Source organism: Corynebacterium sp. MSK008 (assembly GCF_030232585.1).
Classification (GTDB): Bacteria; Actinomycetota; Actinomycetes; order Mycobacteriales; family Mycobacteriaceae; genus Corynebacterium.
The window spans coordinates 36,032-58,377 of sequence record NZ_JASPJX010000005.1 but is presented as its reverse complement, the minus strand read 5'-3'; the positions used below and the strand labels follow the sequence as shown (position 1 = coordinate 58,377).

At 67.5% G+C, this 22,346-nt stretch carries 25 protein-coding genes; 6 read left to right on the top strand and 19 right to left on the bottom strand.

Annotated elements, in window-relative coordinates; translation table 11 throughout:
- The first annotated feature begins 7 nt into the window (after nt 1-7).
- Nucleotides 8-1,531: an adenylate/guanylate cyclase domain-containing protein gene (locus tag QP996_RS05280; protein WP_284871591.1), complete on the top strand. Its 1,524-nt coding sequence runs from the start codon at nt 8-10 to the stop codon at nt 1,529-1,531.
- 54 nt (nt 1,532-1,585) lie between these two features.
- Here QP996_RS05280 and QP996_RS05275 read toward each other — a convergent pair whose 3' ends face one another.
- Nucleotides 1,586-2,623, bottom strand: a complete 1,038-nt coding sequence (locus QP996_RS05275) for an HNH endonuclease signature motif containing protein (RefSeq protein ID WP_284871590.1) — start codon at nt 2,621-2,623, stop codon at nt 1,586-1,588.
- A gap of 154 nt (nt 2,624-2,777) precedes the next feature.
- Entirely contained in the window at nt 2,778-5,639 is a 2,862-nt protein-coding gene (gene topA / locus QP996_RS05270; protein ID WP_284871721.1) for a type I DNA topoisomerase, read from the bottom strand.
- Nucleotides 5,640-5,775: 136 nt separating this feature from the next.
- Between topA and QP996_RS05265 the strand changes: the two genes are divergently transcribed.
- Nucleotides 5,776-6,402 (top strand): DedA family protein, encoded by a 627-nt coding sequence (locus tag QP996_RS05265; protein ID WP_284871589.1) that lies wholly within the window; start codon nt 5,776-5,778, stop codon nt 6,400-6,402.
- Nucleotides 6,403-6,447: 45 nt separating this feature from the next.
- Here the strand turns inward: QP996_RS05265 and QP996_RS05260 are convergent, their stop codons facing one another.
- On the bottom strand, nt 6,448-6,651 hold the full coding sequence (locus QP996_RS05260) for a cold-shock protein (RefSeq protein WP_034996968.1): 204 nt from the start codon (nt 6,649-6,651) through the stop codon (nt 6,448-6,450).
- 180 nt (nt 6,652-6,831) lie between these two features.
- On the opposite strand from QP996_RS05260, the gene QP996_RS05255 reads away from it, so the two are divergent.
- Nucleotides 6,832-9,177: a DEAD/DEAH box helicase gene (locus tag QP996_RS05255; protein ID WP_284871588.1), complete on the top strand. Its 2,346-nt coding sequence runs from the start codon at nt 6,832-6,834 to the stop codon at nt 9,175-9,177.
- Here the strand turns inward: QP996_RS05255 and QP996_RS05250 are convergent.
- From QP996_RS05250 to ssd, 7 genes are all read right to left on the bottom strand, one after another.
- Nucleotides 9,174-9,488, bottom strand: a complete 315-nt coding sequence (locus QP996_RS05250) for an Rv3654c family TadE-like protein (RefSeq protein ID WP_284871587.1) — start codon at nt 9,486-9,488, stop codon at nt 9,174-9,176. The two genes, QP996_RS05255 and QP996_RS05250, sit on opposite strands and share 4 nt — an antisense overlap.
- Nucleotides 9,488-9,757 (bottom strand): hypothetical protein, encoded by a 270-nt coding sequence (locus tag QP996_RS05245; protein WP_284871586.1) that lies wholly within the window; start codon nt 9,755-9,757, stop codon nt 9,488-9,490. Before QP996_RS05245 ends, QP996_RS05250 begins: the two co-directional genes overlap by 1 nt.
- A 9-nt stretch (nt 9,758-9,766) precedes the next feature.
- The gene (locus QP996_RS05240) at nt 9,767-9,925 is read right to left on the bottom strand and encodes a DUF4244 domain-containing protein (RefSeq protein WP_284871720.1); all 159 of its coding nucleotides are present in this window, start codon (nt 9,923-9,925) and stop codon (nt 9,767-9,769) included.
- Nucleotides 9,926-10,001: 76 nt separating this feature from the next.
- Nucleotides 10,002-10,550 (bottom strand): type II secretion system F family protein, encoded by a 549-nt coding sequence (locus QP996_RS05235; RefSeq protein WP_284871585.1) that lies wholly within the window; start codon nt 10,548-10,550, stop codon nt 10,002-10,004.
- Complete coding sequence (locus QP996_RS05230; RefSeq protein ID WP_284871584.1) at nt 10,547-11,290, bottom strand: type II secretion system F family protein; 744 nt, start codon at nt 11,288-11,290, stop codon at nt 10,547-10,549. Before QP996_RS05230 ends, QP996_RS05235 begins: the two co-directional genes overlap by 4 nt.
- The gene (locus QP996_RS05225; RefSeq protein WP_284871583.1) at nt 11,287-12,408 is read right to left on the bottom strand and encodes a TadA family conjugal transfer-associated ATPase; all 1,122 of its coding nucleotides are present in this window, start codon (nt 12,406-12,408) and stop codon (nt 11,287-11,289) included. Before QP996_RS05225 ends, QP996_RS05230 begins: the two co-directional genes overlap by 4 nt.
- Nucleotides 12,409-13,425, bottom strand: a complete 1,017-nt coding sequence (gene ssd, locus QP996_RS05220) for a septum site-determining protein Ssd (protein ID WP_284871582.1) — start codon at nt 13,423-13,425, stop codon at nt 12,409-12,411.
- Nucleotides 13,426-13,604: 179 nt separating this feature from the next.
- Here ssd and QP996_RS05215 point away from each other — a divergent pair, with 179 nt between their 5' ends.
- A complete protein-coding gene (locus QP996_RS05215) occupies nt 13,605-14,417 on the top strand; it encodes an HAD family hydrolase (RefSeq protein ID WP_284871581.1) in 813 nt (270 codons plus the stop codon).
- 4 nt (nt 14,418-14,421) lie between these two features.
- On the opposite strand, the gene QP996_RS05210 is transcribed toward QP996_RS05215, so the two are convergent.
- Complete coding sequence (locus QP996_RS05210; RefSeq protein ID WP_284871580.1) at nt 14,422-15,417, bottom strand: alpha/beta fold hydrolase; 996 nt, start codon at nt 15,415-15,417, stop codon at nt 14,422-14,424.
- 161 nt (nt 15,418-15,578) lie between these two features.
- Here QP996_RS05210 and QP996_RS05205 point away from each other — a divergent pair, with 161 nt between their 5' ends.
- Nucleotides 15,579-16,136, top strand: a complete 558-nt coding sequence (locus QP996_RS05205) for a phage holin family protein (protein WP_284871579.1) — start codon at nt 15,579-15,581, stop codon at nt 16,134-16,136.
- Here the strand turns inward: QP996_RS05205 and QP996_RS05200 are convergent.
- The 4 genes from QP996_RS05200 to nth are packed head-to-tail and all read right to left on the bottom strand — an operon-like array spanning nt 16,126 to nt 19,326.
- The gene (locus tag QP996_RS05200; protein ID WP_284871719.1) at nt 16,126-17,313 is read right to left on the bottom strand and encodes a MarP family serine protease; all 1,188 of its coding nucleotides are present in this window, start codon (nt 17,311-17,313) and stop codon (nt 16,126-16,128) included. The genes QP996_RS05205 and QP996_RS05200 overlap by 11 nt on opposite strands.
- 10 nt (nt 17,314-17,323) lie before the next feature.
- Nucleotides 17,324-18,022 (bottom strand): NUDIX hydrolase, encoded by a 699-nt coding sequence (locus tag QP996_RS05195; protein WP_284871578.1) that lies wholly within the window; start codon nt 18,020-18,022, stop codon nt 17,324-17,326.
- Entirely contained in the window at nt 18,023-18,556 is a 534-nt protein-coding gene (locus tag QP996_RS05190; RefSeq protein ID WP_284871577.1) for a TlpA family protein disulfide reductase, read from the bottom strand.
- Nucleotides 18,553-19,326 (bottom strand): endonuclease III, encoded by a 774-nt coding sequence (nth, locus tag QP996_RS05185; RefSeq protein ID WP_284871576.1) that lies wholly within the window; start codon nt 19,324-19,326, stop codon nt 18,553-18,555. The genes QP996_RS05190 and nth overlap by 4 nt, the downstream gene beginning before the upstream one ends.
- Before the next feature lie 263 nt (nt 19,327-19,589).
- Between nth and glxR the strand changes: the two genes are divergently transcribed.
- Nucleotides 19,590-20,273 carry a CRP-like cAMP-activated global transcriptional regulator GlxR gene (glxR, locus tag QP996_RS05180; protein ID WP_284871575.1) on the top strand — a complete coding sequence of 228 codons (684 nt, stop codon included), beginning with the start codon at nt 19,590-19,592 and terminating at the stop codon, nt 20,271-20,273.
- 178 nt (nt 20,274-20,451) lie between these two features.
- On the opposite strand, the gene QP996_RS05175 is transcribed toward glxR, so the two are convergent.
- Genes QP996_RS05175 through QP996_RS05160 form a run of 4 tightly spaced genes read right to left on the bottom strand, consistent with a single transcriptional unit; the run spans nt 20,452 to nt 22,291 of the window.
- Nucleotides 20,452-21,264 (bottom strand): MBL fold metallo-hydrolase, encoded by an 813-nt coding sequence (locus QP996_RS05175; RefSeq protein ID WP_284871574.1) that lies wholly within the window; start codon nt 21,262-21,264, stop codon nt 20,452-20,454.
- Nucleotides 21,265-21,304: 40 nt separating this feature from the next.
- Nucleotides 21,305-21,760 carry a RidA family protein gene (locus QP996_RS05170; protein WP_284871573.1) on the bottom strand — a complete coding sequence of 152 codons (456 nt, stop codon included), beginning with the start codon at nt 21,758-21,760 and terminating at the stop codon, nt 21,305-21,307.
- On the bottom strand, nt 21,761-21,916 hold the full coding sequence (sp36, locus tag QP996_RS05165; protein WP_284871572.1) for a Sp36 family protein: 156 nt from the start codon (nt 21,914-21,916) through the stop codon (nt 21,761-21,763). It lies immediately after the preceding gene.
- Between the two features lie 15 nt (nt 21,917-21,931).
- Nucleotides 21,932-22,291: a WhiB family transcriptional regulator gene (locus QP996_RS05160; RefSeq protein ID WP_284871571.1), complete on the bottom strand. Its 360-nt coding sequence runs from the start codon at nt 22,289-22,291 to the stop codon at nt 21,932-21,934.
- Nucleotides 22,292-22,346: the final 55 nt, after the last annotated feature.

Genomic DNA, 22,346 nt, shown 5'->3' with positions numbered 1-22,346 from the left:
ATACACCATGGAAAGATTCTGGCGCGATCTGCGGTGGCTCTGGGGCACGTCCTGGCCCCTGTATGCCGCAACCGTGCTGGGAACCAACGTCATCGCCGCCATCGGCTGCATGCTGTTCGTGCGCTACCTCATCCCCATGCCGGAAGTGCGCGAACTCGGCCTCGGCGGGCAACTCGGCGCCGTCGGCGTGATCTACGCGGCCGTCGCCGTCGTGCTGGGCATCGTGGTCACGCTGTACCTGTTCCGGCCCGTGTTGGAATGGCAGCGCCACCCCGACGGGCACGACCCGAACATGGTGCGCCACCTGGTCATGCGGCTGCCGGTGCTGCAAACCATCATCGTGGTGGGCGTGTGGGGTATCGGCACCGCGATCGTCACAGTGGGGGCTTGGCGTGTCGACGTCCGCCTGGCCACCGTCGTCCTCGCCACCGCCGCACTGACCACCTTCGTCACCGCCGTGCTGACCTACCTGCAGGCCGAGCGCCTCGTGCGCCCCATCGCCGCATCCGCGCTGGCGCGCCGCTTCGAGGACTCCACGCTGCAGCCGCCGATCAAATGGCAGCTCTACCTGACGTGGTTCACCACCTCCGCCGTGCCGATGGTGGGCGTTTTGTTGCTGACGGTGGCGCAGCGCCACGGCTACTTCACGGGCAACGTCGGCGAGCTCACCTCCGCGATTGTCGCGTTGATCACCGCCGGGATGGCCACCGGGTTTGTGGGCACCGCGCTGGTGATCATGAACGTGGTTGACCCGATCAAGGAGCTGCAGGGGGCGATTAACCGCGTGCGCCGCGGCGAGCAGAACACGCAGGTTGACATTTACGACGGCTCCGAGATCGGCGTGCTGCAAGCCGGGTTCAACGAGATGATGAAGGGGCTTCGCGACCGCCAGCGAGTGCGCGACATCTTCGGCCAGTACGTCGGCGCCGAGGTGGCGCAGAAGGCGCTAGAGGAGATCCCGGAGCTCGGCGGCGAAGAGCGCAAGGTGGCGGTGCTGTTCATCGACGTCGTCGGCTCCACCACCTACGCCGTGGACCACACGCCGGAGGAGGTTGTCGCGGCGCTGAACGACTTCTTCGACGTGGTCGTCGAGGTGGTGCACCGCAACAAGGGCGTGATCAATAAGTTCCAGGGCGATGCGGCCTTGGCCGTGTTCGGGGCGCCCGTTTCGCTTCACGACGCCGCCTCGCACGCCCTCCAAGCCGCCCGCGAACTCCAACGGGATCTGGCCGGCCAAGAGCTGCGCGCCGGCATCGGTGTGGCGTCCGGGCACGTGGTGGCGGGCCACATCGGCGGCTCGGACCGCTTCGAGTACACCGTGATCGGCGACGCCGTCAACGGCGCTGCCCGTTTGACCGACATGGCAAAAGAAACCCCGGGCCTGGTGCTCACCAACGCCGCCACCCTGCGCGCCGCCAACGAAGTGGAGCAGCAGCGCTGGACGCTGATGAAGTCCGTGGAGCTGCGCGGCCGCGGCAAGATGACGCAGCTGGCGCGCCCGGTGCGCTCCACCATGGCCGACCGTTCCTAGTTTTGGGCACGCCGATGTGCCCGCCCTGTGGGGCGGGTTGTCGGTGTGGGCTGGTTAGCCGAACAGCAGCTCCATCGCGCCCGGGGTGGTCATGGGGACGCGTGTGCCGTTGGGGGCGACCCAGTGGATGCGGGCGTTGGGGTTGTCGATGTAGCCGAACGGGCCGTTGCGGTTATCCGCGTTGACCCCGTTGTGGAAGGGGCAGAGTTCGGCGAGGTTGTCCATGTTGGTCATTCCCCCGTAGCGCCAGGCGTTGATGTGGTGGGTTTGGGTGGTTTCGGCGGAGTGTTTGCAGTCGGGAAACGCACAGGCCGGGCAGAGCAGTTTCGACATGGTCTTTTGTTTGGGGTTGGCGCAGCGTTCGGCGTAGTAGAGGTTGACGGGTCCTTCTTGGGGGTGGAACGCGGCGACTTCGAGTATGTCGCCGAATTCGTGCTCCATGTATTCGGCACCGGTCATGGTGGTGCCGTCGGTGCAAATCAGGGTGACTTCGTCGGCGTGGCCGGATTGGATGCGGGCCCAGTCGGCGATCGGCACCAGGATGATCGGCCGGAAGTTCGCCTTCGGTATGCCTTTGCCGTCGCGCAGGATCCCGATAAGCGTGTGGGCCATTTGGGCGGCCGCCGGGTCGTCGGCGTCGATGAGTTGTCGCAGCAAGTGCTCAAGATCGGCGAGGTCGCGCTCGTTGTAGGTCAGGATCATGGTGCGCATGCCCGCCTTCGAGCGGCTGAACTTACACGAGGGTGGGGCGGGTTTGACGGGTTGTTTGATCAGGCGTTTGATGCGCTTGGTCAACGCTCTGTAGGAGCCGCGGTGGCGCACCAAATCCAACCTAATGCGCCAGCGTTCTGCGGCGCCTGCGACGGCGAGCAACTTTTTCTCGATGTGGATGAGCTGGTCGACAGGCAGACCATGCGCGGCTTCGAGTGCGTCGCGTTGTTTGCGGGTGAACTGGGTCGGCCCGTAATACGCGTGGTGCACCCGCGCCAGGTCGCGCACCCGCCCCGTGGATAGGCCGGCGGCCATGGCCACGTCGCGGTCGAAGTCGGCGAGCACGGCTACGCCTGCGGAAACGAAGTCGGTGAAGTTCATGGCCCAGAAGCTAAGCCAGCGCAACCCTCAACACCAGACCCCGTCAGAAATCTGTGGATAACCCCCGCCGGTTGTTGACGCCGCAACACGGTTGTCCACAGGAACGCAAAACGCGGTGGCGCTAGCACGCCACCGCGGTATACGTTGCGAAGTTTTAGCGCTTGCGGGCCTTGACTACGCGCTTCGTGGTTTGCTTCGGCTTCGTGGCCTTCTTAGTTGTCTTTTTCTTGGTCGCTTTCTTCTTGGTGGCCTTCTTGCCGCCGCCTTCGGCTTCGCGGGCGCGGCGGGCGGAGAGCAGCTCGTTGGCGCGCTGGTCCGTCATGGTTTCTGGGGTGTCGCCGCGCTGCAGTGACGCGTTGGTTTCGCCGTCGGTGACGTACGGGCCGAAGCGGCCGTCCTTGATAGTCATGGGCTTGCCGGAGACGTCGTTGTCGCCGAGCATCTTCAGCGGCGGCTTCGCGGCGGCGCGGCCGCGTCGTTTCGGCTCGGCGTAGATGCGGCGGGCCTCATCCAGGGTGATGGAGAAGATCTGGTCCTCCGAGGCCAGCGAGCGGGAGTCGTTGCCCTTCTTCAGGTACGGGCCGTAGCGGCCGTTTTGCGCGGTGATCATCTCGCCGTCCGCCGGGTCCTCGCCGACTTCACGTGGCAGCGACAGCAGCTGCATCGCTTCGTCGAAGGTGACGCTGGACGGCTCCATCGTGGAAAACAGTGACGCGGTGGCGGGCTTGAGCTGCTCGTCGACGAGCTGCGCCATGCGCTTTTCCTTCTGCGCCGCCGCGGTCTTGGTCTCCCAGTTCTTGGCGCGTTTGCCTTCCTCGGCGCGTTGCTTATCCTCCTCGGCGCGCTCCGCGGCGATGATTTCTTCGGCGCGGGCTTCGGCGGTGGCGCGCTCGTCGTCACGCACGAGCTCCGTGACGTACGGGCCGAAACGGCCCTCCTTCGCCACCACTGTGCGGCCGTTGGCGGGGTTGACGCCGAGTTCGCGGCCGGACTGCGGGGTGGCGAAGAGCTTTTCCGCCATTTCCAGGGTGATTTCGTCCGGGGTGGCGGATTCGGGCAGGTTGGCGCGCTGGTACTCGGGCTCGCCGTCCTTCTCGCCGATGACGCGCTCGATGTAGGGCCCGTAGCGTCCGACGCGGACGACGACGGGGCGGCCTTCGGCATCGTCGAAAAGTGTCAGCGAGTTCGCGGCGCGCGCGTCGATGGATTCGAGGTTGTTCTCGATCATGTGCTTGAGCCCGCCGCGGCGCGCGAGTGCCTGCGCCATGGATTCGCGCGCGTCGGCGTCGCCGAAGTAGAAGCCGGACAGCCATTTGGTGCGGTCCTGGTTGCCGTGGGCGATTTCGTCGAGCTCGTCTTCCATCGACGAGGTGAAGTCGTAGTCCACGAGCGCGTCGAAGTTGTTTTCCAACAGGCCCACCACGGAGAACGCGACCCACGACGGCACCAGCGCGTTGCCGCGGACGAAGACGTAGCCGCGGTCCTGGATGGTCTTGATAATCGACGCGTAGGTGGACGGGCGGCCGATGCCGAGCTCTTCCATCTTCTTCACCAGCGAGGCTTCGGTGTAGCGCGCCGGCGGGTTGGTGGAGTGGCCGTCCGCCGTGACCTTATTGGTGGCCAGCTCGTCGCCCTTGGCCAGTTGCGGCAGGCGGGTTTCGTTGGCTTGGCGGTCGGAGTAGGCGCGCAGCCAGCCGGGGAAGGTGACGGTGCGGCCGGTGGCGGCGAACTCGCACGCTTCGCCGGCGGCGTCGCCTTGCACGGTGACCTTCATGGAGGTGCCGCGGGCGTCTTGCATCTGGGAGGCGACGGTGCGCGCCCAGATGAGTTCGTAGAGTTTGAACTCCTCGGCGTCCAGCGAGCCCGCCAGCTGCCCGGGGGTGGCGAAGCGTTCGCCGGCGGGGCGGATGGCTTCGTGGGCTTCCTGCGAGTTTTTCACCTTGCGGTCGTAGGTGCGCGGCGCGTCGGTGACGTAGTTTGCGCCGTACAGCTCGCGTGCGGCGGAGCGTGCGGCGTCGAGGCCCTGCTTGGACAGTGAGGTGGAGTCTGTACGCATGTAGGTGATGTGGCCGTTTTCGTACAGCCGTTGCGCGATGCGCATGGTGCGCGCGGAGGTGAAGTGCAGCTTGCGTCCGGCTTCCTGCTGCAGCGTGGAGGTCATAAACGGCGCGTAGGGTTTACGCGAATACGGCTTTTCCTCTACTGCGGTGACGTGCATGGGTGCGGTGCCCAGTGCGTCGGCAAGCGAGTGCGCCTTTTGCTTATCGACGACCACCGCCTCGCCCTTCAGCCGCCCCCGGTCATCGAAGTCGCGGCCCTGGGCGATGCGTTTGCCGTCGAGCGCGACGAGCTTCGCGTCGAACGTCTCGCCCTTCTCCAACTCCGCGACCAGGTCCCAATATTCGGCAGAGATGAACGCCATGCGTTCGCGTTCGCGCTCGACAATCACGCGGGTAGCCACGGACTGGACGCGGCCGGCGGACAGGCGCGGCATGACCTTCTTCCACAACACCGGCGAGACTTCGTAGCCGTAGAGGCGGTCGAGGATGCGGCGGGTCTCCTGGGCGTCGACGAGAGCCATGTCCAGCTCGCGGGTGTTTTCGGCGGCTTCGCGGATGGCAGATTCGGTGATCTCGTTGAACACCATGCGCTCCACCGGCACCTTCGGCTTCAGGGTTTCCAAAAGGTGCCAGGCGATGGCTTCGCCTTCGCGGTCCGGGTCTGTTGCGAGCAGAAGTTTGTCGGCCTGCTTGAGCTTGGATTTGAGGTCGGTGACCTTCTTTTTCTTGTCGGCGTCGACGACGTAGATGGGTGTGAAGCCGTCCTCGGGGTTGACGCCGAGTTTGGCCCACGGTTCCTTCTTGTACTTGGCGGGGATGTCGGCGGCGCGGCCGGGCAGGTCGCGGATGTGGCCGACGGAGGCTTCCACAATAAAGTCGTCGCCCAGGTACTTCTGGATCTTCTTCGCCTTCGTCGCGGACTCCACGATGACTAGGGTCTTGCCGCCTTCAGCCACGTTGACTGACACCTCGCTTTGCACAGAGTTATTGCCTAACAGACAACTAGCACACGATTGTGCACCCGGGTAATAGGACTACACTGCTCGGGTGCCCCGGTGCTGTGTACCTCGGGGGCGGAAAGGATGCGTCTTCGTGGTCGATTCCCTCATCGATTTCCTGCACACGCTCATGGCGATGCCGGTGTTTTACCCGCTGGTGACTGTCCTTATTGTCGCGGATGCGCTGGCGCCGGTGGTGCCCTCGGAGACGGTGCTGAACTTGGCGGGCGCGTTTTCCGCCTCCCGCGGGGTGCCGAGCGTGTGGGGCGTGATCATTGCTGCGATCATCGGCGGGATCATCGGCGACAACATCTGCTTCGCGCTCGGCGCGAAGCTCATTCACCGGGTGGAGGCCTTAGACCCGGAGTCGAAGGCGGGCCAGGCGATCCGCTGGGTGCGCCGGAACATGAACCGCGGCGCGGGCGCGACCATTATCGTCGCCCGTTTCATTCCGTGGGCGCGCTGGGTGGCCACGATTGTGCTGGGGTCGGTGCGCTACAACTGGTTCAAGTTCGTCTTTTTCGACACCGTCGGGGTGATCCTGTGGGCGTTTTTGAGCGTCGGCGTGGGCTACCTGGGCGGGCGCATCCTGCAGGACTACCCGCTGCTGGCGATGCTTCTGGGCGTGGTGCTCGGCTCGACTGTCGGCTATCTGATCCAAAAGGGGCAGAACAAGTTCGCCGAGTGGCGTGATGTGCGCCAGGGCGTGAGCAACGTATAAAAAACGGGGCTCCGAGCGGAAGCCCCGTCGATAAGCAAAGAGTGCTTAGAGCGCGCGCACCTGCTGTGCCTGCGGGCCCTTGGCGCCCTCGCCGACCTCGAATTCGACCTGCTGGTTTTCTTCCAGGGTGCGGAAGCCGGAGCCCTGGATTTCGGAGTAGTGGACGAAGACGTCGGAGGAGCCGTCGTCCGGGGCGATGAAGCCGAAGCCTTTTTCGGCGTTGAACCATTTCACGGTACCGGTTGCCATGGTGAAACCTTTCAAAAATTTGCGTAGAGATGTCGTCCACCAGGGCCTAACGGGTCCTGGTGCCCGCGTGCACAATCCTCGCGAGCACCGCTTCGGGCGCACACAAAACCTGTGACCGCCCCCCAGTGTGCCATGAAGTGCGAGCCTTAGCACTGGGAACTGGCATACTTCCCTGTGATTATGGTTTCCCCGTTCGGTACCGAGCTGCTGGGCGCTCTGAAGCGCCGCCACCCGGCGGCGACGATTACGCATGTTGAGCACGTCCCCGCACGTCAGGCCCGCTACAGCGAGTGGCCTGGGTGGGTGGAGCCGCGTTTGAAGCAATTGCTTATCGACGAAGGCTTCGCTTCCCCCTACCTCCACCAAGCCCTGTGCGCAGAGCATGCGTGGCGCGGTGAGGACGTGGTGGTGGCGACGGGGACCTCTTCCGGCAAGTCGTTGGGCTACCAGCTGCCGGTGCTGACTGCGTTGGCGCAGGATCCGACGGCGTGCGCGATCTATTTGACGCCGACGAAGGCGCTGGGCTCTGACCAGCTGCAGGCCACGCTGCGGATGGTGAAGGGCGCAGGCTTGGAGGGCATCCACCCGGCGCCTTACGACGGGGACACGCCCGCGGAGTCGCGCGCGGGCATTAGGGAGCACACGCGCTACGTGTTCACCAACCCGGACATGCTGCACGCCTCGGTGTTGGGTTCGCATGCGCGGTGGGCGCGTCTGCTGCGGCATTTGAAGTACGTGGTGGTGGACGAGTGCCACACCTACCGGGGTGTGTTCGGGGCGAATGTGGCGTTGGTGCTGCGGCGGCTGCTGCGCATCGCCGCAGCTTACGGGTCTTCCCCGACGCTGATTTACGCGTCCGCCACCGCGGCGGACCCGGCGGGGCAGGCTCGCCGGTTGAGCGGGCGCGAGGCGGTGGCCGTGGCCGACGACGCCGCCCCGGCCGGCGAGCGCACCATCGTGCTGTGGGAGCCGGGCTTCATCGAGGGCGCCGAGGGCGAGGGCGGCGCGCCGGTGCGCTACCCCGCCACCGCTGAGGCCGCTTCGGTGTCGGCGGAGCTGTTGCTGCAGGGTGCGCGGACGTTGACGTTCGTGCGGTCCCGGCGCGCCGCGGAGACGGTGGCGATGCGCACCCAGGAGCACCTGTCGGCGGCGGGCCGCGCGGATATGGCCGAGCGCGTCGCGCCGTATCGGGCGGGGTATTTGGCGGAGGACCGCCGCGAGCTGGAGCGCCGCCTGGACAACGGTGCGTTGCTGGGGGTTGCGTCCACCAACGCGCTGGAGCTGGGCATCGACGTCGGCGGGCTGGACGCGGTGGTGATGGCGGGGTTTCCGGGCACGGTGGCGTCGTTTCGCCAGCAGGCGGGGCGCGCAGGCCGGCGCGGGCAGAGCTCGGTGGCGGTGCTGGTGGCACGCGACGAGCCGATGGACACCTACCTGGTCCACCACCCTTCAGCGCTTCTAGGGAAGCCGGTGGAAAATTCCGTGTTCGACCCGACCAACCCGTTCATTCTGCGCGGGCACGTGTACTGCGCCGCGGTGGAACGGCCGCTCACCGAGGCGGACGTGGAGGCCTTCGGCGCGCGCGACGTGGTGGACGACCTGACCGCCGCGGGCCTGCTGCGCCGCCGGGCGGCGGGCTGGTTCGCGGTGCCGCAGTTAGGCGGCGAGATCACGCCGGAGTCGGCGCACGCGTCGGTGTCGTTGCGTGGCGGGGTCGGTGAACAGGTGATGATCGTGGACGTCACCGACGGGCGCCTGCTCGGCACCGTGGACGCGGCGCGCGCGATGAACCAGGTGCACGACGGGGCGGTGTATATCCACCAGGGCGAGTACTTCGTGGTCCAGGCGCTGGATCTGGATGATTACGTGGCACTTGTGGCGCCGGAGCGGCCGGATTACTCCACGCAGGCGCGCTCGACCACGGACATCACGATCCTGGGCGAGGCCTCCGCGCTGGTCAACCCCTCGCCGGGGCTGTGGGTGGCCAGCGTGGACGTGGAGGTCATCGACCGCGTCACCGGTTACGTGGTGCGCCTTGCCGACGGCACCGTCAGCGAGCACATCCCCCTCGACCTGCCGGAGCAGCGCCTTGTCACCCGCGCGGTGGCGTACACGATCGACCCGATGGTGCTGGACGAGCTGGGCATTACCGCCGGCGAGATCCCGGGCGCGCTGCACGCCGCCGAGCACGCCGCGATCGGGCTTTTGCCGCTTTTGGCCACGTGCGACCGCTGGGACATCGGCGGCGTGTCCACCGCGCTGCACCCGGACACGATGCTGCCCACAGTGTTCGTCTACGACGGCCACCCGGGCGGCGCGGGCTTTGCCGACGAGGGCTTCGCCCGTTTCCACGAGTGGATCGAGGCGACCTGGGAGACCGTGCGCTCCTGCGGCTGCGAGGACGGTTGTCCGTCGTGCGTGCAGTCGCCGAAGTGCGGCAACGGCAACCAGCCGCTGGACAAGCGCGCCGCGCTGAAGCTGCTCGGCGCGCTGGTGACCATGACGGCGGGTGAAAAGCCACGCTAAGGCCCGGCGCGGGCGGCGGCCTCCGCCCGGCGGCGGGTGGCTGCCACCACGACGTCGCCTCCCGTGATCTCGCAGGAGATAACGCGCGCGCCGTTGAGCTCCGCGGTGCGCCTCGCCGTGGAGCAGGCGTCGACACCCTGGTACATCGCGGTCGCGCCGGCCACGGCGGCCAGGTCCGCAGCAACCCGGGCCCGGTGCGTGTCGGCGGCGTGCACCCCGAGCGCCATCACCGCCAGTGCCAGCGAGACCACGGACGTGATAATGCCGGTGGCGGTGATGGTGGCGGAGCCGTCGCTAGAAAGCAGACGCATCAGAACTCCACCGGGAACACGGCGGTGGCGCGCATGGTGCCGATCGGCGCGGGAACGGAGGCGGCCGCGGTGGCCAGGCCCCCGTTCTCGGTGACGGCGACCTCGCCGCGGGGTGCGGCGTAGTCCACACCCAGGGCGTGGGCGCGGGCCGCGGCGCCGGCGATGTCCACGGCCGTGATGTAGGCGGCGACGGTGGCGATGCCGCCCACAATCGCGGCGGTGACCACCACGAGAGCCGACAGGGACAGCGCGGTTTCGATGGTGCTCATCAGCGCCCACTAACTCGGCGTGTTGCTCAGTGCGTCGGTGATGACACTTTCGATGGCGCCTGTGACGGCGTCGCCGTTGACCACGAGGTAGAGCACGCCAGCGAGGGCCGCGGCCGCGAGGCTGCCAAAGGCGTACTCAATGGTCGACATGCCCTGTTCAGAACGCATTTTTTGGGCCCTAGAGGCGGCGTACAGGTAGGTAGCAGTGAGTGCGGAATTGAGGTAACGCATGGGAAAACTCCTTCTAGTTGATCAGTGAGGTGCCGAGGCTGATCACCGCGGGCGCGAGCCCGAGGACGAAAAACGCCGGCAGGAAAAACGCGGTGAGCGGGATGGCGATGAGCACGCCCGCGCGTTCCGCTTTGGCTTTGGCCCGGTCCCCCGCGCCCGCACGCAGTTGGGCGGCGATGCGCCCGCAGCCTGCGGCCAGCGAGGTCCCGGAGGTGGCGGATAGGGCAACAAGCCCGGCGAGATCCTCGCCACCTGGCAGGTGGCGGATCTCGGCCCAGGCGCGCTGAGGTTCGACCCCCAGCGCCGTCAGCGAGGCCACGGTGCGCCACGGGCTATGTGTCCCGTGGGTGTCGGCGACTGCAGCTGCCGCGGTGGCGGCGGGCAGGCCTGCTGAGACGCATGCTGCGAACAGTTCGATGTCGCTGGCGCAGCGCTCCGGGTCGGCCGCAAACGGGCCGTCGCGGGGCGCCTTCGGGGTGGTTGCGGTGACGCGTCCGCCGGGCCCGGCAGGCGCCACGCACAGCGCCGCGGCGACAAGCAGTGCGGGAACGAGGCCGATCATGCGCTGGCCCCCTCGATGATGCGGCGCGAAACCACCACGCCTGCGCACACCAGCGCGGTGCCTACCACCAGCAGCACCCCGCCGAGCCCGCCTCCGGTGAGAAACGCCAGCGGGTTCGCCCCCATCGCTGTACCCATGAGCACCCCGGCAACAGGCAGCAGCGCGAGGACCACTGCGGTGGTTTGCGGGCCGGCCAGGGCGGCGCGGGTGGCGTCGCGGTGGCGGTTGGTGTGGTCGATGTCGTCGCGAAGTGCGGCGACCAGCTTCGCCAGCGGCACCCCGCGCGAGGCCGACAGGGCCCACAGCGTGCCGAGGCGTTCAAGCTCCGGCACGTGGGTCTCCAGCGGCGCGCCGGAGCGGGCGAGCTGCGCCAGGCGGGCCGCTTCGGTGTGCAACGCCGCAGGCACCTGCTCCGCGGCGCGCACGAGTGCGTCCGGCATGGCCGCACCTGCCTGCAGGTTGGTGGACACTGCCCCGAGGTACGTCGCGGCCGCCGCGCTGCGCCGCCGGGCGGCCCTGTCGTCGCGGCGAGCGCGCAGGACGTGCACCAGCGTCGCACCGGCCAGGGCCGCGGCGACCACCAGGCTGACCCGGCCGAACACCACCGCGCCGACACCCGCAACCGCTACGGTGGCCGGGATGAGCCGGGGCGCGGGCCCAAGCGTGCGCTCGACTACCCGGTACGCGGGCGATGGCGCGGCGACGGCAACGGCGCAGGCGAGAAGAACCACGGTGATCATCGGGCCAGCTCCCCGTAGCCGTCCAGTTCGCCGCGCTCGGCATCCCACACCACTTTCGCGCGCACCGGCTCGCCCTCGAGCACGCCGATCTGCTGCAGGTAGCGGGTGCCGTCGGTGCGGCGTTTGACCACCAGCACCACGTCGATGGCGGCGGCGAGCTGGGCATGCAGCCCGGCGCGGTCCATCCCGCCAAGTGCTGCGAGCGCCTCGAAGCGGGCGGGCACCTCCTCGATGGAGTTGGCGTGCAGGGTGCCGGCGCCGCCGTCGTGGCCGGTGTTGAGCGCCGCGAGCAGGTCGACTACTTCCCCGCCGCGGATCTCGCCTACGACGATGCGGTCCGGGCGCATGCGCAGGGATTGGCGCACCAGGTCCGCAATCGTGATCGCGCCGGCGCCTTCGGCGTTGGCACCGCGACTGGTCAGGTTCACCACGTGCGGGTGGTCCGGGGTCAGTTCGAGCGTGTCCTCGATGGCGACGATGCGCTCGGCCGGGTCCACCTCCGCGAGCAGCGCGGACAGCAGCGTGGTCTTGCCGGAGCCGGTGCCGCCGACCACCACGAACGCCTTTCGCTTTGCGACGATCCCCCGCACCAGCGCCGCCCTCTCTTCGTCGAGCGCGCCGCGCACCACCAAATCGTCGAGCGTGGCCGAGGCAGTGCGCAGCACACGCAGGGAGATGCACGTGCCCGCCTGGGCGGTCGGGGCGAGCACGGCGTGGAAGCGCAGCAGGGTGCCGTCGTCGCGGGTGACGTGCCCGTCGCAGAACGGCTGCGCGTCATCCAACCTGCGCCCGCAGCTCACGGCCAGGCGGGTGGCGAGCCGCCGCACGGAGGCTTCTGAGTCGAACGCCAGCTCCGAGCGCTCCAGCCCCTGGCCGGTGTCCACGTACACCTCGTCCGGGGCGTTGACGCAAATGTCGGTCACGGCTGGGTCCGCCAGGATGGCTTCTAGGGGGCCGGCGCCCGTGGTGTCGTCGCGGAGCTTGCGCATGATGTCTAGCACCCCGATGTCGCTGATCACCACCGCTTCCTCGCGGATGATCGCGGCGATGCGCGCCGGGTCGGGCTGGGCCGGCTCGTCGGCCAGGCGCCGCTTCACGCGTGCGAGCACGTCGTCCATTTAGGCCATCTCCCCCAGCACAGCCTCGGCGGCGCGGTTGAGCGTGTGCGGCAGCTTTACCGGCAGGCCGGACCGGTCCAGCTGCTTGGTCAACCCCCGGACCTGCTGCACCTGCGCGACCACGGGCGCTTTCGCGGTGTCCTCCACCTGCGCGGGCTCCAGCGAGGCCCACTCGTTTTGCCGCAGCACCAGCGCGTTGGCCACCCCGGCGGCGTTGCACTCGGCGACGACCCGGGCGGCGGCAGCGGCGGCGCGCAGCTCCGGCCGCAGCACCACCACGGCGAGGTCGCAGCGGTCCGGCAGCAGCGCAAGCGGGCCATCCACCACCGTCAGCCCCTCCGTGCCGGCGGCGTGAACCACCGCGTTGAGCTCCTCCAGCGAGAGCCGAAACGGGTCCGCCACGGATGTGCGCGGGAACGTCAGCAGCGCGGTGCCGTCTTCGGTGGCAGGTAACGCCCCGCGCAACTCCGCGCGCGAAACCGCCCCGCCGGCGACGAAGTCGATCTCGCCCCAGCGCGCGCCGGGCGTGCTCTCCAGGCCCAGCAGCAGGTCCAGGCCACCGGAGAGTTGGTGGGCGTCCACCAGCGTGGCATTCCCCGCCACCCGGCACAGCGCCGCGGAAAGCACCGACGCGCCCGCCCCGCCGCACGCGCCGAGCACAGCGACCACCTTGCCGCGCGCCGCCGAGACGTCCGGCGCCAGCGCCAGCGCGCCGATGCTGCGCAGCACGTCCGCGGCCTGGGCGGGCAGGGCAAAGACGTCCTCTCGCGTCGCGGCCGGGGCGGTGTCCGCGACCACGGTGAACACGTTCGGTCCTCGTGGTTGGGGGCTTAATGAGGGGGCCCGGAGGTCGTCGATAAGCAAGGCATGCGCCTTGGGTGCGTGGCGGGCGAGCTGGGTGTCGTCGGCGGCGTCGACGACCTTGCGGCCTGTGGCGGCGGCGATGTGGATGGCTTCGGAGTGCAGCGCCGGGTCCGCGACCGCGACGACGATGGGGCCTGTGTAAGTGTGTGTCATGGCGGTAGCGTGCAACCGCAACAACCCGGAAACAATGGGCAAAATTTTTTCTGTGGATAACCCGACCTACTTGCGGACGCTTCAACAATTTCCCTGTGGATAAGTCACCCCACACGTCACACTGGTTTCACAGGCCTTAGCTACGCAGCCGTAGGGTTCGGGGTCTACACTGCGGGAGTATGTCTGCTAACAAGCCGGTGGCGGCCTTCTTCGACCTGGACAAGACGATCATTGCGACGTCGTCCGCGTTCGCCTTCGGCAAAGAATTCCTGAACAACGGGATGATCACCCGCCAGGAAGCCTGGGAACTCTACCTCACCAAAGCCCAGTACATGCTGGTAGGGCAGTCCAGCGAGAAGATGGATTCCACCCGCGACGCGCTGGCGCAGATGGTCGCCGGGTGGGATGTGGAGGACATCCAGCGCATCACCCGCGACACCCTGCGCGAAGTGGTCGCCCCCGCCATTTACGCCGAGGCGCGCGAGCTTATCGACGACCACAGGCAAGCCGGCCACCACGTCATCATCATCTCCGCCTCGGCTGCGATCCTGGTGGAGCCGATCGCCGAAGAACTCGGCGTGGACACGGTGGTCGCCACCGAAATGGCCGTGGACAACGGCAAGCTCACCGGCGAAATCACCCGCTACCTCAAAGGCGACGCGAAGGCCGAGGCGGTGCGCCAGTTCGCCGCCGAGCACGACTTCGACCTGGACAGCAGCTACGCCTACTCCGACTCCGCCACCGACATCCCCATGCTGGAGCTAGTGGGCAACCCGGTGGCTGTGAACCCGGACCGGGCGCTGAAGAAGCACGCGCTGGCTAACGGCTGGCAGGCCCGGACCTTTAAAAACCCGGAGCCGCTGTTCCAGATGCCGAACGCGCGCGAGGTGGGCATCGGCGCTGGTGTGATCGCGGGCGTGACGGCGCTTGCGGTCGCCGGCGTCTTCATCGCCCGCGCCATGGGCGGCAAAGACGACAAGCGCTCGGCGTAAGCGCTTACTTCCCGTGCCACTCGGCCAGGCGCTGGCTCAGCACCTGCCAGGACTCGTCGTGGGCGCGCCGGTTGGCCTCCTGCGTGCCGCCGAACATGATCTGCCAGCCGTTCTGCTGTGCATCCGAGTCCTCGAAGAAGATGTGGCCGGCGTCCTCGTAGACGTGCGCCTCGGCGTGCGGGGACTGCTCCGCCAGCGCACGCGCCGCGACGTCGGACTGCCACATCTGGTCGTCGCCGGCGCCGAAGAACACGGCGTTGCCGCCGAAGCCGCCGAGGTCGATCCGGGCGGCATCGTCGGCGGATGCGGCCGCCCCCTCGTAGGTGGGCCGGTAGGACACCGGGTACGCCGCGATCATGCGGCCGAACATTTTCAACCCCGTGAGCACGCCGGACTGCCTAAACGACGCGAACGGCACCGCCTCTTCCCGCAAGGTAAACGACGGCAGGTCCTTGCCCGTAGAGAAATCCAGGCCGCTATACGAGTAGTGCGCCGGCACGAACGCGACCACGTTGTCCACGGCGAACCCGTTGGCGGCCAGCAGCGCGGCGAACTCGGCACCCTTGGAGGTGCCTATCACCGTCACCGGGGACGGGTCCGCTACATGCTCTTCGATGTAGCCGGTAACCTCCTCGAACTGCTCCAGGGGCACCTCGGCCAGCGTCGGGCGCTGGTTGTCCTGGCCGAAGAAGTACAGGCTGAGCACCTCGTAGCCGTCCTGTGCCAGCGTCTCGGCCCGGGCATAGTCCGGCGAACCTTCGGACCCGCCGTAGACCACCACCACGCCGCGGCGCTCGGGCGCGCCCTCGGCGGGCAGGAAGTGGAAGCCGTTGAGGTAGTCGCCGGAGATCTTGCGCACGCGATCGCTCTGCGGGTGCTCCACCGCGCTGGCACCGCCCGAGGCTTCCATCTGCGCAATTGGGTACTTGTTCGCGTTGTACGCGCGCAGGCCGGCCACCACCAGCGCCAGCACCGCAACCACAGCGACGAGCCACACCATCGTCTTTCCAATACGCTTCAGCGCCTCATGCTTTACTTTTCTACCCCGATTCGGGCAAATGCCTCCATACATCGCTAACATCGTGTGAAGAATTTCCAGTGAAGAAATCCAGGCACCTTCCCGGGTGCCTCATAAAAGCCACCCAGGAAGGTGAACTACAAGTGAGCAACGAAGGCCTCTACACCAGCGGCTCCACCGCCGTGAACGCCAAGGTGGACTCCATCCCGCTGCGCGACACCTACGCCACCCAGCCGGGCAACGACTCCATCGGCACCCTGATCTCCAACGCGTCCCAGCAGGTCTCCACCCTGGTCCGCGGCGAGATCGAGCTGGCCAAGGCCGAGGTCGTCGGCGAGGTGAAGAAGGGCGCGATGGGCGGCGGCCTGTTCGCCGCGGCCGGCGTGATCGCCCTGTACTCTTCCTTCTTCCTCTTCTTCGCCATCGCGGAGATGCTCGCGTCCTGGATGCACCGCGGCTGGGCATTCCTGATCGTCTTCCTGATCATGCTGGCGCTTGCCGGCCTGCTGGCGTTCATCGGCTTCAAGAAGATCAAGAAGATCAAGGCACCGGAGAAGACCATCGAGTCGGTCAACGAGCTGAAGAACCTCAAACCGGGCCAGGCGCAGAAGAACCTGGCGAAGGACGAGGCAGGCCTCTACACCTCCACCGGCACCGGCTCTTCTCTGCCGCGTACCGGCTCCACCGCCGTTAACCGCTAACGCACGCTTGCGTATTCGCGGGGCGGGTCAAGCTCCGCACATCCCCTACGCGCTGCTGCACCTGGTGTGCAGTCAGCGCGTAGCCCGTTTCTGAGGTGTCCAAGGACGCACCGAAGATCATGCCCGCGACCTCGCCTTCCGGGGTGAGCAGCGGCCCGCCGGAGTTGCCCTGGCGGATGTTGCCGCGGATGGTGTACGCCTCGCGCTCCACGCGTCCTGTGGTGTAAATGTCCGGGCCGGCGATTTCCAGCTTGCCGCGGATGCGCACCGGTGCCGCCTCGAACGGGCCGGATTTGGGATAGCCCATCACCACCGCACTGTCGCTAATCCCCAGCTCGTAGTCGGCCCAACGCAGCTCCGGCAGCCCCAGCTCCTCGGCGCGCAGCACCGCGATGTCGGTGTCCGGGTCGAACAGCACCACCTGGGCGGGCTTGACCCCCACCACGGTATCCAGGGCCACCCGCTCGGTGCCGGCCACCACGTGCGCATTGGTGAGCACGTAGCCGTCCTCGATAACAAAACCTGTGCCCATCAGGCGGCGCCGGCAGCTTTCCGCATCACCCATCACGTGCACCACGCTGGGGCGCAGCTTCTCGACGACCTCCGGTTCCACCACGGACCCATCCGGCGCCGCCACCTGCGCCCCACCCGGCGCATTGAAGGGAGAAACCAGCGGCGGCAACCCGGATTCGTCGAGAAGCGCTGCGAACCTCGCCGGAAGCTTGGAGGCGGACTCGGGGGCGGCGGCGTCGATGGCGCCGAAGACGCGGGACGAGCGGATGCCGTCGCCGATCTCGCCCGGCACCGAGGCGGCCAGCGGGATGGAGATGAACCACAGCACCGCGGCCACCGCCACCGATTGGAACGTCGCGCCGAGCACGGAATCCAGCACGCGGCGGCCCCGGGAGCGCACACGCCCGCGCAGGTTCCCGCCGACGGTGACACCGACCAGGTTACCCAGGCCCACAAACAGCACGACCAGGGCGATGAGCAGCACGATGCGCACCGTCTGGGAATCCGACAGCTCCAGCGCGAACGGCGCCAGCGCAAGCCCGATGACCAGGCCCGCCACGACGCCGACCGCGGACAGCACCGCCGACAGCGCCCCCTGGCGCCAACCGCTGATGAAGGCGGCGATGACGGCGAGCGTGAGCAGGACGTCGATAACCAGGTGCATTCCGGTGATGTTACCGCTCACGGTTGGCAGAACGCGCCAGCGCAGCCCGCAAGTCGCCGGGCTTTTCGTCCCAGGGCCGCACCCAGCCGCCGAGCTTCAGCACCACGGCGAGCAGCACGCCGGTAAAGCCCCACACCAAAAACTCACCCGCCCAAAACGCGGGCCCCGACCATTCCTTGATCCCCAGCATCGCCCGATTTCGCGGGTCCACCAGATCGCGCACCGGCACGAAAAACACCGCGTCCGTCTCTTCCTCGCTGGCCGGATACACCTCGCCCGGCTCCGGGGTAAACGCCACCACGGGGCGCACGCGCCGGTTGCTTCCGCCAGTGGTCGCCGCGTCCAGCATGGCCAGCGGGATCACCCGGTCCGGGTCCAGGCCGGTTTCCTCCCACGCCTCGCGCAGCGCGGCGTTTACCGGCCCGCCGTCGCCGGGGTCGATGTGGCCGCCGGGGAACGCCATCTGCCCGGAGTGGCTGCGCATGCGCGGGGTGCGGTGTGTGATCAACACCCGCGCGTCTTCCGGCAGCTCGGTGGCGCGCGGGTCGCCGGCGAACAGGATCAGCACCGCGGCCTGGTCCGCGCCGTCTTTCTGCAGCACGCGCGGCGACAGCAGCCTGCGGGGGATTCCCGCCCCGCCGTCCGCAATGGCCTCCACCAGGGGTTTCAGCCACAGCGGCGCGCGGTCCGGGCGCAACGGCGCGTCCATTTACAGCGCCCCTTCGACCGCCGCGGCGAGCTCTTCGGCCGAGGTGAACTCCTTGGCAAACACCGCCACCTGCTCGCCACCTCGCAGCACCACCGTCACCGGCACCACCGGCGGCAGGCCCTGCTCCGCGGCGAAGGCGCCCGAGTCGTCTTGATAGCTGGGCAGGCCCACCCCGATACCCTCCAGCAGCGCCGCGCCGTTGCCCGCGTTTCGGTCCGCGTGCACGCCCACCACGGTGTACTCCGGGTGCGCCCGCGCGAACTCTTCCACCACTGGCAGCTCCGCGCGGCACGGCTGGCACCACCAGGCCCACACGTTGACCACGGTGACCTCCTTGGCCTCGCCGGCCACGTCCCCGCCCAGGCACGGCAGGTCCAGCCCGGCCGGGCAATCAGGCCGCTGGGGCACCTGCTTCTCGACGGCCACAGGTTCCCCCGTTGGTTGATCGTCGATAAGCAAACTGCGCACACCGAACAAAAGCAACACCGTGGCCGCCACGATGACCGCAACACTCACCCAGATCGCGCGCTTCATGCGAGCCCCAGAATGTGGTCGCGCTCCGGGCCCGTGACCAGGTCCGCGGCCGCCTCGGGCCCGACCGGGCCGGCGCCGAAGCTCGGGCAGTCGAACGCGATCGGGCACACCCCGCAGGCCGGTGTGCGGGCGTGGCAGATGCGACGGCCGTGGAAAATGATGCGGTGGGAGAACATGGTCCACTCGCGGCGCTCAATAAGCTTCGCGATGGCGTGTTCGATCTTCACCGGATCCGTCTCTTCAGTGAGCATCAGCCTTGCGACGAGCCGCTGGAAGTGCGTGTCCACCGTCAACCCCGGCATGTCGAACGCATTGCCTCGCACCACATGCGCCGTCTTCCTGCCCACGCCCGGAAGCGAGACCAGATCCTCCAGCTTGGTGGGCACCTCGCCGCCAAAATCGGTGACAAGCTTCTGGCCCAGGCCAATGAGATTTTTGGCTTTCGAGCGGTAAAAACCGGTGGAGCGGATGATCTCCTCCACCTCGGCTTGGTCCGCCTCCGCGTACGCGTGAGCGGTGGGGTACCTGGCAAACAGCGCCGGGGTGACCATGTTGACGCGCACGTCCGTGGTCTGCGCCGAAAGCACCGTGGCCACCAACAGCTCCAGCGGGTTGGAAAAGTCCAGCTCAGCGTGCGCGTCCGGGAAGGTCTCCGCCAGCGTGCGATTAATGCGGCGGGCGCGCCTGGTCCGTCCGAGGTCCGTCTCAGCACCCTTCGCCGCCGGATGCGAGCCAGGACGGCGGTGCCTTGACGGAGTGGTAGAGGACATGACGGACATGCTAGTTACCCGTCGCGTAAAATGACACCTATGAATCTGATTCTCGTGCTGCTGGTCCCGCTTGTGCTCGGTGCGTTCCCACTGGCGATGGAGCGGCTCGAGGCCCGCGTGGTGGGTTGACACAAACTTGGTCAACTGCCTGACCGACGCGGCACATGGGTGGTAAAGTGCGAGTCGCACTGTGACGGCTGCTAAAAAGTTACGAGAAAGTGACTGTAACCACTGCCCCTGGCCGTCCCAACCGAGGAGGATTCATGGAAGGCGTACAGGACACCCTCGCCCGCGCCGGCATATTCCAGGGCGTGGACCCGGAAGCAGTAGCCGCGCTAATCAACGAGATGGACACGGAGACCTTCCCCAAAGGCACCACCATCTTCGACGAAGGTGAACCTGGCGATCGCCTCTACATCATCGTGGACGGCAAGATTAAGCTCGCCCGCCACGCGCCGGACGGCCGCGAAAACCTGCTGTCCGTGATGGGCCCGTCCGACATGTTCGGCGAGCTGTCCATCTTCGACCCGGGCCCGCGCACCTCCTCCGCCGTGTGCGTCACCGAAGTCACCTGCGCCACCATGGACTCCACCATGCTGCGCACCTGGATTGACACCCACCCGGAGATCTCCCAGCAGCTCCTGCGCGTCCTGGCCCGGCGCCTGCGCCGCACCAACGCGTCGCTTGCGGACCTCATCTTCACCGACGTGCCCGGCCGCGTAGCCAAAACGTTGCTGCAGCTGGCCAACCGCTTCGGCACCCACGAAGGCGGTGCCCTGCGCGTCAACCACGACCTAACGCAGGAAGAGATCGCCCAGCTCGTCGGCGCCTCCCGCGAGACGGTGAACAAGGCGCTGGCCACGTTCGCCCACCGCGGCTGGATCCGTCTGGAGGGCAAGAGCGTGCTCATCGTCGACACCGAGCACCTCGCCCGCCGCGCCCGGTAGCGCGCCGCGGGGTCGGGTGCTGTTTTTGGGCCGACGTTTTGTAAAACTCGGCAACACAAAAATCCGAGCTGGAGGTTTGCAGGCCGGAAACGAAAAAAGCGCCGACCTTTACAAAACCCAAACAACGAGCGCACGAAAAATGGCCCAGCCACAGTGGCTGGGCCATTTTTGCCGATGACTAGGGTGCAGCCTTCAGGTAGCGCAGGGCCACGCGGGTGGACTGCTCGGCGGCGCCGCGTAGCACCGGGTCGACATCGTCGTAAATGGCGTCGACCAAGGTGTTGATGTCGGCGTTCTCGCCGTGGGCCTTCAGCGCCTCGCGGATCTGATCCAGGCGCTGGTTGCGGCGGTCGATGTACTTGCGGGCGTAAGCCGACAGGTCCGCGCCTTCTGGGCCGTGGCCCGGCAGCAGCGGGATGTCCTTGCCCTGCTCCTCCAGCAGTTCCAGGGAATCCAGGTACTTACCCAGGTCGCCGTCGGTCTCGGAGATCATGGTGGTGTGGCGGCCAGCGATGGTGTCGCCGGTGATGATGCCCTCCAGTTCGGTGGTCTCCGGGTCGCCCGGGTAGACAAAGAAGCACACAGAATCGCTGGTGTGGCCCGGGGTGGCCACGACCTTCAGGCGTGGGGTGATGCCGTCGACGGCGACCACTTCGCCGTCGATAAGCGGATCCGCCCCCGAGCTGTACTGCGGATCCAGCGAACGAACCGGCGCACCGGTGAGCTGGCGGAAACGCTCCGCGCCATCCGCGTGGTCGTGGTGGCGGTGCGTGAGCAGGATCAGCGCCACCTCCCCCGCCTTGGAGTGGAGGACGTTGAGGTGGCCCTCGTCCTCCGGACCCGGATCAACGACAATGCTTCGCTGATCCTCCTCACCCCTGATCACCCAGGAGTTGGTCCCCTCGAGCGCCGCGTAGCTGGGGTTCGGCGCCAGGACCACCGCGGCGTTGGCGGTCACAGGGCGCAGTTGGCTGTAAGCGGGATGTTGCATGTGCCCCAGCGTACCCGCTTAGCAGCCGTTTATTGGAGTTCTAGCTCTTCAGCTCGGCGACGAGCTCGACCTCGACAGGCGTGTCCATCGGCAACGATGCCACGCCCACTGCGGAGCGGGCGTGCGCACCGGCCTCACCGAAGACCTCCTGCATGAGCTCGGAGGCGCCGTTGATCACAGCAGGCTGGCCGGTAAACGCTGGATCAGAGGCGACGAAACCGACGATCTTGAGCACGCGGGCGACGTTGTCGAGACCGACAAGGTCATCCACCGCCGCGATCGCGTTGAGCGCTGCCTGGCGGGCGTAGCCGTACGCGGCCTCCTCGGTAACCCCCGCGCCGACCTTGCCGGTGGCGGGCAGCTTGCCGTCGGTAAACGGCAGCTGGCCGGACGTCCACACCTGGTTGCCGGCCTGGATGGCGGGCACGTACGCCGCCACTGGCGCAGCGACGGCGGGAAGCTCGATGCCGAGCTCCTTCAGACGATCAGTCCACATCTATTCGACCTCCCGCTTCATGTAAGCGACAACGTTGTCCTGAGTCGGGCCCGGCGTAACGGTGACGAGCTCCCAGCCGTCCTCGCCCCAGGTGTCCAGAATTTGCTTGGTGGCGTGTGTGAGCAACGGAACCGTTGCGTACTCCCATTTCGTCATGGCGCCCAAGACTACCTACAGGCCGACAACTTCGCCGCCGGCCGAGAGGTGCTCCGCCCAGTCGGTCACGTGCGGGTTCTTGCGCAGCACCGCGCGGCGCTGACGCTCCGTCAGTCCGCCCCAGACGCCGAACTCAACCCTGTTGTCCAGAGCGTCGGCGCGGCACTCGGTGAGCACGGGGCACGCGCGACAGATCGCGGCGGCCTTGCGCTGCTCCGCACCGCGGACGAACAACGCGTCCGGGTCCTTGCCGCGGCAGTGTGCGTGCGTTACCCAATCCCCCCGGTCAAAAACGAGATGTCCGGATGCGTCGCACTTGCGGGACGTGGTCCGTTGTGCGTTTCGCTGCGCGGTGTTACCCAAAGCCGTGCTCATAGCCGTGCTCCTCTACTCGTTCACCTGCGCCGTCTCTCCGGCGCAGTTTTATACA